Origin of the sequence: Caballeronia telluris (assembly GCF_001544495.1) — a bacterium.
Taxonomy (GTDB): Bacteria; Pseudomonadota; Gammaproteobacteria; order Burkholderiales; family Burkholderiaceae; genus Caballeronia; species Caballeronia telluris.
Map to the genome: position 1 here is coordinate 1 of NZ_FCNZ02000065.1, position 11808 is coordinate 11808.

At 59.9% G+C, this 11808-nt stretch carries 11 protein-coding genes and 3 pseudogenes; 8 read left to right on the plus strand and 6 right to left on the minus strand.

The window, feature by feature from the left end; all coding sequences use genetic code 11:
• From AWB66_RS31295 to AWB66_RS31310, 4 genes and pseudogenes are all read left to right on the plus strand, one after another.
• The coding region (locus AWB66_RS31295) for an RES domain-containing protein (RefSeq protein WP_143328372.1) at positions 1-384 on the plus strand (384 nt) is incomplete at its 5' end.
• A gap of 86 nt (positions 385-470) precedes the next feature.
• Positions 471-1031, plus strand: a complete 561-nt coding sequence (locus AWB66_RS31300; protein WP_087633880.1) for an aminotransferase class I/II-fold pyridoxal phosphate-dependent enzyme — start codon at positions 471-473, stop codon at positions 1029-1031.
• A gap of 76 nt (positions 1032-1107) precedes the next feature.
• A complete protein-coding gene (locus tag AWB66_RS31305) occupies positions 1108-2280 on the plus strand; it encodes a glutamine amidotransferase-related protein (RefSeq protein ID WP_087633881.1) in 1173 nt (390 codons plus the stop codon).
• Between the two features lie 153 nt (positions 2281-2433).
• A pseudogene (locus AWB66_RS31310) lies at positions 2434-2910 on the plus strand (Tn3 family transposase); the annotation flags it as partial.
• Between the two features lie 431 nt (positions 2911-3341).
• Here the strand turns inward: AWB66_RS31310 and AWB66_RS31315 are convergent.
• The 4 genes and pseudogenes from AWB66_RS31315 to AWB66_RS31330 all read right to left on the minus strand — a co-directional run bounded on the left by AWB66_RS31315 (position 3342) and on the right by AWB66_RS31330 (position 5283).
• The gene (locus AWB66_RS31315) at positions 3342-3986 is read right to left on the minus strand and encodes an ATP-dependent DNA ligase (RefSeq protein WP_235021335.1); all 645 of its coding nucleotides are present in this window, start codon (positions 3984-3986) and stop codon (positions 3342-3344) included.
• Positions 3983-4279 (minus strand): hypothetical protein, encoded by a 297-nt coding sequence (locus tag AWB66_RS31320; protein ID WP_087633882.1) that lies wholly within the window; start codon positions 4277-4279, stop codon positions 3983-3985. Before AWB66_RS31320 ends, AWB66_RS31315 begins: the two co-directional genes overlap by 4 nt.
• 360 nt (positions 4280-4639) lie before the next feature.
• A pseudogene (locus AWB66_RS31325) lies at positions 4640-5125 on the minus strand (ATP-binding protein); the annotation flags it as partial.
• Positions 5071-5283 (minus strand): hypothetical protein, encoded by a 213-nt coding sequence (locus AWB66_RS31330; protein WP_087633883.1) that lies wholly within the window; start codon positions 5281-5283, stop codon positions 5071-5073. The pseudogene AWB66_RS31325 and the gene AWB66_RS31330, both read right to left, overlap by 55 nt.
• Positions 5284-5431: 148 nt before the next feature.
• Between AWB66_RS31330 and AWB66_RS33890 the strand changes: the two genes are divergently transcribed.
• A complete protein-coding gene (locus AWB66_RS33890) occupies positions 5432-5599 on the plus strand; it encodes a hypothetical protein (RefSeq protein ID WP_159462986.1) in 168 nt (55 codons plus the stop codon).
• On the plus strand, positions 5580-7640 hold the full coding sequence (locus AWB66_RS31335; protein WP_087633884.1) for a recombinase family protein: 2061 nt from the start codon (positions 5580-5582) through the stop codon (positions 7638-7640). The genes AWB66_RS33890 and AWB66_RS31335 overlap by 20 nt, the downstream gene beginning before the upstream one ends.
• Positions 7641-7668: 28 nt before the next feature.
• On the opposite strand, the pseudogene AWB66_RS31340 reads toward AWB66_RS31335, so the two are convergent.
• Both AWB66_RS31340 and istA read right to left on the minus strand, forming a co-directional pair.
• Positions 7669-8013: pseudogene (locus AWB66_RS31340) on the minus strand (ATP-binding protein); the annotation flags it as partial.
• Positions 8010-9503, minus strand: coding sequence for an IS21 family transposase (gene istA / locus AWB66_RS31345; RefSeq protein ID WP_087633885.1), 1494 nt, complete (start codon positions 9501-9503; stop codon positions 8010-8012). The pseudogene AWB66_RS31340 and the gene istA, both read right to left, overlap by 4 nt.
• A 293-nt stretch (positions 9504-9796) precedes the next feature.
• Between istA and AWB66_RS31350 the strand changes: the two genes are divergently transcribed.
• Positions 9797-10036: a hypothetical protein gene (locus AWB66_RS31350; protein ID WP_087633886.1), complete on the plus strand. Its 240-nt coding sequence runs from the start codon at positions 9797-9799 to the stop codon at positions 10034-10036.
• A 526-nt stretch (positions 10037-10562) separates the two neighbouring features.
• Positions 10563-11519 (plus strand): IS5-like element ISBhu1 family transposase, encoded by a 957-nt coding sequence (locus AWB66_RS31360; protein ID WP_087633887.1) that lies wholly within the window; start codon positions 10563-10565, stop codon positions 11517-11519.
• Positions 11520-11808: the final 289 nt, after the last annotated feature.

The following is an 11808-nucleotide window of genomic DNA, read 5'->3' on the forward strand; positions in this document are numbered from 1 at the left end:
CGTTCGCGAACCATTACGCTAAGCGAGATTCGTGGACGCATTGTGCGTGCTGTCGGCGTAGTCGAGCGACTGAACTTGGCTGACATGACCGCACCAGGCGTGATGGCGCGGGAGTTCGGCCTCATTCTCGGTCAACTGGCAAGCCGACGTTACATCCACACGCAGCGTATCTCTCGGCAGATTTACGAGGCGCTCGACAACAGCGGCTTCCCAGCCTTCGACGGTCTGCTCTATCCCTCGCGGAATAATTTTCCCGCGACGTGCATCGCTCTTTTTTATCGGGCACGAGCGAAAGTCGTGGTGGTCGACGATCTCCCGCTGGTGCAACATGTCGACTGGCCCGCTTTCGTAAATCAGTATCGCATTGGGGTCGCCAAAGTTTGAGGCCGTTGACGGCCCACGGGGTCCGAAGAGCTTCCCCTTCCGCTTGAATCAATCCTTCCAAGTGAGGATAGCCGTTCTATACGCCCGTGCAGGTCGCACCGCGTCTGCGCGAGCGCACGCTGACGGTCAACGGCGTATCGAAGGTGTATTCGATGACGGGCTGGCGCATCGGCTATGCGGGCGGTCCCGCGTGGCTAATCCGGGCGACGCAGACGCTGCGATCGCAGAGCACGTCGAATCCGAGCACGATCTCGCAAGCGGCGACGCTCGCGGCGCTGGAAGGCGGCACGGATTTCCTGCTCGAATGGATCGATGAGTTGCGCACCTGCCGCGATCTCGTGGTCGATACCATGGCACGCTGCCCCGGCCTGCGTTGCGATGCACTCGATGGCGCGTTCTACGCCTTCGTGGACTGCTCGGGCGCGATAGGTGCTACTACGCCTTCGGGCGATGTCATCGCTACCGATCTCGACTTCGCCAACTATTTGCTGGAGGCGGCGCATGTCGGCGTGGCGCACGGTAGCGCGTTCGGCGTGGAGAACCATGTGCGGATCGCGTATGCTGTTCCGATGCCCGCGCTGCGCGACGCGTGCCGGCGCATCGAGACCGCGTGTGCGGCGTTGACACCCGCTGTCACCGCGGTCTGAAGCGCCTAAGCACCAGACGCCATGCCCGCGACACGTGTGCCTTGGCGCGGGTTTTTCTTTTATCGGATGGCCTTCCATGCTCTATCTCATCGAAGACGCTACCCCCGAGCCGGCGCAATTCGGCGCCCTTCCCGCGCTGTTCGCCCGGACTTTGAATGCCGAACTCCTCTGCGCAGGCGTGCGTTTCGACGAACAGCGGTTTCCCGATGCGCATCAGCACGTCACAGCGGATGGACGGTTAGTCGCGAGCGGTCTGATCTGGCGCACGCGCACGGGCCTGCCCGATACTGCCGAACCATGCCATGAGATTTTTTCGCTGGCGCGCACGCGCAATATCGTGCTCCTCGTGCAATCGTTCGATGCGTTTCCTACGCAATGCGCCGAAGACGTGGAGATGTTGCGCGTCGTTCATGAAGCCGATAGCGCACAGCTCGTCGAAGATGGTTCGGGGGTGGTTTTGCAAGCGCATCGGGATCGCTATGGAAGATGGCGATCCACGGAAGAAGCCGCATCGCGCGCGAGCGGTCCGTCGATGACGATTGCGCTGATAGGCCGTGAGTGCGACCAGCATCAGCAATACCCCGCGACGCTCGCCGCCCTCGGTGACGCCGCCGATGCGCTCGGCTTCGATCTCGACGTGCGCTTCATCGCGGCACAGGACATCGACCGCGACAACGCAGAAACTTTGCTCGCCGATGCACACGGCATTCTTTTGCCGGGCGGCGCGGACATAGCGCACGTGGCGGGACAGATCGAGGCCGCGCGTTTCGGCTGGCTGGCGTCGATTCCGGTCGTGGGTTTGTCTCTCGGCATGCAGTCAATGGCGACGGCCATCGCGCGGCTCGTGTTGAAGAGCGATGAGATCGGCATGAAGGAAGCGCAGCCCGATGCGCGCGTCGCCAGCCTCGAGCCGATTCATGTTGGCGAGGATGGCGTGTTGTTGCATCGCTCAGGCTTGCGGCCGATAAGCTTAGTGCCGGGATCGCGTATCGCGGCCATGCTCGGCGCGCAGGCGAGCATTCTCTGCAATCATCGCTACAGGCTCAATCCGGCGCTCGAAGCGCCGCTCGCGACGCTCGGCGTGACCGTCAGCGCGCACGACGAGAGCGGCTCGATCGCCGATGCCATCGAGGCCGATAAGCATCCGTTCTTTGCGGGCATGCAGGGGCATCCCGAACTGTCCTCGCGTGATGGCGCGCCGCATCCGTTGCTGACTGCGTTTCTGGACGCGGCGGCGCGCCGTTCATAAGCGTATGCGCCCGCTTCGAAAGCGGGCGCATGCGCAAAAGCTCAAACTTAGCTGATCGCCGACGCGAACAACGCGGCATCGACATTCCCGCCCGATGCCACGATCAACACACGGGGCATTCTTGATTCCCGTGTAGATTTCGGGTTGGAGCACCTTCACGTTCCTCGCAGTTAGGACGTGCCACAAGAGCTTTGTGCCGTGACAGACCGCGACGTCAGACTTGATCTCATCGAAGAAGTTTGGGACGAGTTTGTCAGGATTGCCTCATCGATTCGCTCAGGAGAATGCACTGCAGTTGAAGCCCTAACCCGCTTCGGCTCAGCAGCGCGTGGGCAGCCGGTCTATGACGGAGGCGTCCACATCGGTCGGATGTTCCGTAGCATCTTCCTTATCGATTACTTCACGAATACTTCCTTCCGCACGGAGTTGCAGCACGTGTTGAATCGGGGCGAGGCCGTGCATGTGGTCCAACGCGCGATCCATGTTGGCCGTATCCCAGTCGAATTGGCTCGGCGCGAAGATTCGCTTTCAGCCGTGTCTTCCGTATTGACGCTGCTCGCGAACATTCTGATGGCATGGAACCCGCACATGCAGCATGCGCTGGACGTGCTACAAGCCTCTGGAGGCGAATTGTCGGAGGGAAAGCCTTGTCACAGCTAGCGCGCCCTAACCCGGAAACTGCGTGGAAGCAAGGTCATCCCTTAAGCGCGTGGATTGAAGCGCGCAAACGCGCAAAGTCGTTTCTCGCTAGTTTTTTTGATAAGGATACCGTATTAACAGTCGCTAATGTTACTTATGTCAATTCGAATTGGCGTAGCCAGTGCCCGAACGGAGCTTAACCACCGTTCGGCGACGCTGCGATGTCGAGGAACGACGCTCGAGGCCCGTCAGTAGTCATCGTCGCAACCTTGCCGCGGGTTGGACGACCACCGAATGCTGTGGGTAGTAGAGCTTCCTCGAGATCCGCTCCCCTTGTTGCACAGCTTCAAGGGATATCCGGTGAGTTTCAACGGGAGTTCACGCAAGCGTACCTGCACCTGTTCGACCGATTTCAAGCGGGGCTAGACTCGACCCCAACCAAGAGCAGCCGGGCGGCTGTAGCTCTGGTTTTTGACTTTATGCCAATAGTTCGATCGTCCGCGCTGGTACGGCGAGTCGAGCCGCTTGCCGATCATCCCCTCGAAATCGTGCCTCACCGCCTGATCGAATACCCAGGCGCCGGCCGCGACGACCCCGGTGACGTAGATCAGAGCCGCCGTGTCGTCGAAGGTGTCACGGAGCATTTTTTTTCTCTGGATCAGGGGCAACTCCCGAAGGTCACGCGCTCCCGCCGCGAGCAGATCAAACACGTAGAGCCGAGCGGGATGCAGCCTTGCCGCTTCGCGCACGCGCATTGCCATCGACGTGCGGGCGCGTAGTTGCAGGCGCTCGAATGACGACCGCCCGATCGGCTCGTCGACGGTCAGTTCCGCATCCCATACGAAGCTGCCGGGCAGGCGCTCGATCGCCGCTGCGACCTCAGGGAACGACCTGTTCAAGGGTTTGCCGTTGCGAGAGAGTAGTTCGACCCGACTACCGACCTTCCGAACCAGACAGCGAAATCCGTCGTACTTCAACTCGAAAATCCAATTCTCGCCTGAGAACGGCGCCGGGTGCAGCGTGGCGAGCATCAGATCGGGATGCTCGATCAGCGAAATGATGCTCACAACTTTGAGATCCGCGCGCTCACGAAGGCGAGCTTCGCCCAGGCATAGGCTTGGGCGCTAACTTCATTGGGATTGCAGCCCGAATAGGCACAGAAGTGGTCGAAGTCGTCGAGCACAGTGTGGCTGTCCTCGTCGATTTGAAGCGTGCGGCCGTCGATGACTTCCTTCAACAATTCGACTGGTTCGCCGTAGCACATGAGGTTATCTCCGCAAACTTTCGACTTCGACTTGATGGGGACGGCGTTCGAGAGGCAAAAAAGAAGCCCGCCGGTAAGGGCGGGCATCAACGTCATGACTACTGCGCCACAGCGTGACCCCACGCGGGCGCATTTTAAGATTAAGGCATCTCTGCTTGGACCACAAGTGCGGTATCCGCCCTGTGTCCAAGTAGGGTAGAGCCTATCCTGACTGTCAAGGAGAGGGCCAAGAAGTGTCATAATAGGATCACTTTTGACATTTTCTTGACACTCGGTCCCAAGGGTTTAGAAGATGGGGTTCCAGCTGAACCGCCCTGAAACGGCATGATCTTTCCGGTTTGTATAACCCTGGACGCTTATGATATGAATTTGCGCGTACCCTTGTAGACAGCGTCAAGCAGCACGGCCGGTCAGCGACAACTATTTTGGCCGGTCAACGGGTGTAGTTGTCGCTGGCTAATTCATAGTTGTCGCGCCTCCATCGTAATTGTCGTTGGGTAATTGTCGCCGGCGCGCGCTCTGTTTGTCGCTGGCCTTTCGACGGCGATAGCTTTCCACATTCAGTTCAAAGATCGTCGAGTGATGGACAAGCCGGTCGATGGCTGCGACCGTCATGCCGGGGTCGGGGAACACGTCATTCCAGCCAGAGAACGGCTGATTGGCCGTTATTAAAAGACTTTTGCGCTCATACCTCTCGGCGATCAGTTCGAACAGTACGCTGGTTTCGGCCTGGTCCTTGCGCGCATACGACAGGTCATCCAGGACGATGAGATCGAAGCGATCGAGCTTCGCGAGCGCGGATGGCAGCTGCAGGCTCTGGCGTGCAGCCTGCAGCTTCTGGACGAGTTCGCTGGTGCGCGTGAACAGCACCCGGTAGCCAGCGTCGATCAGCGCGTGCCCGATGGCCGATCCCAGATGACTCTTACCGGCACCAGGCGAACCCGCAACACACTGCCCATCATCATCATCATTGCGACGATGTCGTTGTCCGCTATCCGTTTCACCCCCGCTGCGGCGAGCGCGTTAATGTCATTGGAATGAATCGCTATCGAGGCGAGTCGTATCTGATCATCATGCAAGCCGATGGCACTCGCGCTCATCTTCCGCCGTGGATGACGGGCGACGCAGCAGCTCGTATGTCTATCGTTGCGCAGCCGGAATTACCGCACGGGGCGTTAATCGAACTTCAACGCCTGGTCAGCGCCGCTTTATCTTGTTCTGTGTTGCTAACGCACAGGGGATACGGTGATGCGCAAACAGGTGATGAAGCAGCACGATCTGTTCGAAGGGAGCAGCGAGGAAGGACCTCTGCCGGCGGAGGTGTTAGCGGAAGTAGTAGAGCAGCTGACACTGTTGATGCAGTCGGTGATCAATGCAATCGAGATGGAGGTGCGCGATGAACAAGATCCGCTCTGAGCATCTCTCGCGCCTCGCCTATGTCTACGTTCGTCAGTCGACGCTGGACCAGGTGCAGCACAATCACGAGAGCCAGATACGGCAGTATGGACTCGCCGATCGCGCCCGTGGGCTCGGCTGGCCTGAGGTTACGGTCATCGATGACGACCTGGGCCGCTCGGGCTCGGGTATCCATCGCCCCGGCTTCGAACGCCTGCTGGCCGCCCTTTGTAGCGGCGCGGTGGGCGCGGTATTCTGCATCGAAGCGTCCCGGCTCGCGCGCAACGGGCGTGACTGGCACACCTTGCTCGAATTCTGTCGGCTCGTCGGAACGATCCTGGTGGATGAAGATGGAGTATATGATCCGCGCGAGCCTAACGACCGCCTGCTGCTCGGCATGAAGGGCACGTTATCCGAGATGGAACTCTCGACGTTTCGCCAGCGCTCCCAAGCCGCATTGGATCAGAAGGCCAAGCGTGGGGAGCTGTTCATGACCGCACCAATTGGCTACATGCGTGTTCCGAACAACCGCATCGAGCAGGATCCGGATCTGCGAATTCGTGAAGCACTCGATCTCGTGTTTCGGAAGTTTCGCGAGTTTGGTAGTGTGAGGCAGGTTTTAATCTGGTTTCGACAGGAGGGCATCGAGCTACCGGCGGCGAGCTACGGTCCGGAGGGTCGTTATATTGTCTGGAAACTACCGGTCTATAACACCCTGTGGCATGTCCTGACGAATCCCACCTACGGCGGGGCATACGCGTTCGGCAAGACCAAGACGATTGTGCGCATTGAGAGCGGTCGCAAGCGGCTGTACAGCGGCACGCACGTCAATCGCGAAGAATGGCAGGTCTTGATCGTCGAACACCACGCGGGATACATTAGCTGGGACGAGTACGAGAGCAATCGCAAATTGATTACCGACAACGCCAACATGAAGGGCAACATGGTCCGGGGCGCGGTTAAACGCGGCGGTTCGCTGTTGGCCGGTCTCATTCGTTGCGGCCATTGCGGTCGCAAGCTGCACGTCGCGTATTCAGGCACCAAGGGCGACATCGGCCGCTATAGCTGTCAGGGCAGTATGATCAATCATGGAGGCCCACGCTGCATCTCGTTCGGTGCGTTGCGCGTAGATCAGCGCGTAGCTGAGGAAGTTCTACACCGACTTGAACCATTGGGCATTCGCGCATCGCTGAACGCCATTGAGCGCAAGCGCGTGAGTGAGGATGAGCGAGTCCGGCAGAAGGAACTGGCGCTCGAGCAGGCACGTTACGAATCTGCTCGGGCACGTCGGCAGTACGATGCGATCGATCCTGACAACCGGCTTGTAGCCTCCGAGCTTGAGCGTCGGTGGAACGACGCGTTGGTAACACAAGCGCAGCGGCAAGGCGAACTGGATGCGCTGCGCGAGCAGCCTGCAGATTCACTCAGCGGCGCCGCGCGCGATGAGCTCATGAGATTAGGAACTGACCTGCCCCGGTTGTGGAATCACCCTGCCAGTGCGATCGAAATCAAGAAACGTATCTTGCGCACCGTGCTCAAAGAGATTGTCGTCATGAAGCAGGACCACATCATCAGGGCGCTTCTACACTGGCAAGGGGGAGATCACACCGAGCTCGAATTCGAAACGAATCGAACTGGGCAACATCGCTGGGCCACTGACGTCGAAACGATCGACATTGTTCGAGCCTTAGCGCGAACGCTTGCGGACCAGGGCATCGCAGCTGTCGTTAATCGTTTAGGCAAACGCACGGCGAAAGGCCTTTCATGGACAGCGGCGCGAATTTGCATCTTGCGCAAAGACCATGCGATATCAGCGTATCGCGAGGGAGAGCGGCAGGAGCGCAATGAACTGAACGTGACGGAAGTCGCGGCGCTATTAGGCATCAGTACACCGACTGTCTTCCGGCTGATCCGCATCAAGCGATTGCCTGCCACGCAGGCGTGTCTTGGCGCACCATGGATTTTACGGCGAGTCGATGTCGAAGCGTTAGTCACAGCAAGAAGTGCCATCGAGGGTCCGCAATCAGCCGACCCGAATCAGCTTTCCATTGATCTTCAATGACATAGGGAGGTGAGCATTATGTCTCGTGTCCGGGCGGCCCGAACAGGAGAATCGTGGCGCCTTTCTCCAGCCAGGATTCCCCGGTTGCCAGCGCGGTGACATGCGCCTTCGAGACCATCGGCACCATGCCGAAGTCGAAGGTAGCAAGTGTCTTGGTCGGGTCCAGATGCGACTCGGTTCGGTGGCGCTCGATGCGTCGTTTGGCGCGTTCGGCCAGTTCGTGCTCGAGCAATGCGCCGAGCAGCCGTGAAGCCTGCCAGCCTTCCTTGTCAGAGCGTTCCGCGAACTCGGGCCACAACCTGCCGATCGTGGGCAGGCGCAGCTCGTTGAGCATCAGGGCCAGACGACCGTTCTCATAGGCGGGTGCGTTCATGCGGCCGCCTTGTCGAGCAGTTCGTCATAGACTGCGATGGGAGGCATCTCGACCACCACCTCGGGACACAGCGCCTCACGCGGAGCGAATTCGTCGCGCAACTGTTTCAGGTCGGGCAGTTCGCCGACTACGAGCAACGCATCAAGCCGCTGCGCCAGCAACGCTTCAACGCCGTGGTGTCCTGCAAGTTCGAGCAACCCTACCATGGTCTTGCATGCCTGACGTTGCGTCAGTTGCGCCTCCAGCCGCTCCCAGGTTCGGCGGTAGGCATCGCGCGGAAACAGCGCGTCGCGAAACGCAAGTCCCCTGAACGCCTGAGGCTTGCGCTTGAGAGAATCGATGAAGTGACGGTAATCCAGCGCGTGGCGGTTGTCGGCGGCACGGGAGCCTCGCGGCGTACTGTGCACCAGCGCGCCCGACAGATAGCAGTCGAGCCGGTCGCCGTAGAGACGCACCTTCAGGCGGTGGCCGATCAGGCGCGACGGCGCGCTGTACAGGATGCCGCGCACGGTGAACGTGCTGCAACGGGTCACGAGCGCCTCTTCCTCGACGAAGTCAGTCGTACGGCGTTCAGGCAAATCCTGCAACTGTGTGCGCTCAATGCGAAACGCCGCGGCGTTGCGCCGGTTCCGGCGCATCACCACCTCACGGATGAATTCATCGTAGGCCGCCCGGTCATCGAAGTCGCGATGGCCGCGCAGCATCAGGGCCTGGTCGACCGCTTCCTTCAGATACCGATGCGAGGATTCCACGCTGCCGTTCTCGTGGCCCAAGCCGCGGTTATTGCGCGTGCCCTCCATGCCGTAATGGTCGAGTAACGCCGCATAACGTGTCGTGAAGTCCTCCTGCTCCTGCAAGTTCTTGAAGGCGGCCGACAGGCTGTCAGAGCGATGTTCGTGCGGGCTGCCGCCCGCCTGCCATAGCGCGTTCTGCAATCCCGCAGCGAGGGCCTCGAAACTCTCGCCGCCCTCAACAACGTTCGCATACTCCCAGCGCGAGAACGCCAGTACGAAGTGATACAGCCGGTGGCCGAACGGGGCGCCGCCGATCGTCACGCACAGCTTGCTCATATCGGTGAAGTCCGATAGTCCGCGCACGCCGGGCTGATGCTCCTGGGGGAAGAACACCTCCTGGCTAGGCCCTTCGAGTGCCCGCCACTGGCGAATACGTCGCTCCAGCGTGCGACGCATGCTATCGGGATATCGATCCGGGTGATCATCCTGCAGCTTGCGCAAGATCGTGATGCCCATCAGGTTGGGCGCGTTGCGCAGCAACGGTACGACTTCGCTGTCCCATACGTCGACGAAGGGATCAGGGCGGGTCCGCCATGATTGGCGTGGCTTCTGGGAGGGCAACGTGGCATCGCGCTCGATGCGGCGTGCCGTACGCACGCTGATGCCGGTCTTGGCGGCCGCGACTTCCTGCGGATGGTGTTTGCGCTTGTTCATGTAGAGACGAACCTGTTGGTCGGTAATGCGGGTTCCAGACATGAGCTGACCGCTTTTTATTTAAGCTTCGATCAGCCCATCCTAAAGCCCCGTCGACCTGGCGCCGCCGGTGGTTCGTCGTCTCCGGCGGCTACGCCGCCTCCAACTCCTCACCACCGGCCAAAACAATCGTCAACGACCGGCCAAGACAATTGTCGCCGCCCACCCTTGTTCACCCGCAAATTTACCAACCTGAGCGTGACTGCATGTCCGGTCATGCAAGGGCTAGTCCAAACTCCGGTTCGGAACAACCGCCGTCCAACGTAGGCTGACTCTGACTGATCGAAAATATCAACATGGACTTTCAGTACACACGGAGCAATGGGCTGGGGCTGACCTACGATGTGGAGATTAGCCTTCACTCCGAAGGCCCTGAATTGTTCTCATACAGCGCGGTCGTGAAGCGCGAAGGAGAAACTCTGGGCAAGGAAATATCACGGAAAGCACTCCGTGCAATAGACCCGAATAAAGCAGCAGCAGAGGCGCGTGAGCAGGTTTTGCAGCACATCGAAAATCTTGACGCCGACGATGAATGATTGCTCAAGGCGCACTCCTCTCTCTTACCGTGTGCAAAAAATCCCGGCACTCATTGGGTGCTGGGGTAAGCCATCGAACTATCCGATGGCGGAGGTACAAAAGCAAACTGGCCGTCCGTCGATCCCGACAGGCGGCCAGCTTCTTATATATAGGGCCGACGCCCTATCGGTGTTCTGTCTTACTCAGTGGGCGCGGTATACCGGTGTCACGACATTGTTGCCAGTATGTGCGGGGCGGAAGCTGCCCGATGCCGACGAGCCGTCTGCAATGCCGCCGTAGCCGTGGCCGCTCTGCTGCTACCTTGGCTTCAACAGCTTGGATCTCTGCCGGATACGTCGTGCGGTCCATGCTCGGGGTGTAGCCTGCGCGTTCGACCTGCACGAGCTCGTCGTTCACTTCTGCACGGGCGTTGTTGCATATATCCGGGCGCGGCGCGGCGGCCTGACGTTTACGCGCAACGGTCGGGGGCGGTGCCCCTGTTAACTTTGCGTCGAATTGCGTAGATTCTCGGTTTTTGCCGAGAAGATGCGCAAGGACGAACACAAGACGCGTGAGCCCAAGGGGAAATACCGTGTCAGGAACTGGACGCAGTACAACGCGGGCTTGATCGCGAGAGGCGACGTGACGATGTGGATCGAGCAGAGCGTACTGAAAACGACTGAGACGCGGTTGCCCAAACGCGGCCGGCCTTACGCCTACTCGGACGCGGTGATTCAGATGCTGCTCGGGCTCAAACAGGTGTACCGCCTTCCGTTGCGAGCGCTTCAGGGCTTCGCGCATAGCCTACGCGAACTCGCATTCGCGGACTTGCCGGTGCCCAATTACACGACGCTGAGTCGCCGCGCGCAAGACCTGAAAGTTAGGTTGCCCGCCCTGCGCAGCGGCGAACCGCTGCATCTGGTGGTCGATAGCACCGGCGTGAAGCTCTACGGCGAAGGCGAATGGAAGGTGCGCAAGCACGGCTATTCGAAGCGCCGCACCTGGCGCAAGGTGCACTTGGGACTGGACGCGAAGACCGGTCAGGTATGCGCTGCGCTGATGACGCATCAAGACGTCGCCGATGCCGACGTGTTGCCCAAGCTGCTCGATCAGATCCCTGCGGACGAACCGATCGATACCATCGGCGGCGACGGCGCGTACGACACCAAGCAATGCCACGCGGCGATCGCCGCACGCGATGCTCAACCGTCGATCCCGCCGCGCGAAGGGGCGATGCCCTGGTCTGAGAACACGCCTGGCGCGAGCTGGCGCAATGAGGCGATTGACGCCATTGCGCGAAGCGGTCGACAGGAATGGAAGAAGCGCAGCGGCTACCACCGGCGCTCGCTCGTCGAGAACCTGATGTATCGACTCAAGACGCTGACGGGCACTCGTCTGTGGGCGCGCTGCATCGGTTCCCAAGCAACCGAGGTAGCGATCCGCGCGGGCGTGCTGAACCGCATGACGGCGCTCGCACGCCCGCAGTCCACCCGCATCGCATGAATTCAGGATCGCAGAAGCCATCTTGTCCTTACGTTCGACTTATGCAACAACGCCTTCTGCACGCGTTAGCGATTGGTTCGATTGTGCGAACGCCGAAACAGCCAGGATAGCGAGAGCAGCAGTGGCGATGATGGTTGCGAGTTTCATGATGCTTCCTCCGAATCTTTGTTTTTCGCAGACAGCCCTGTTTGCGTTTCAGTGATTCGATGTAGCCCGGACGGTCAGTTGAAACTCCCCCAGTTGTGGTCGCCTAAAATCCCCCACCGTGTGAAGCAGGACGAGGTCGAGT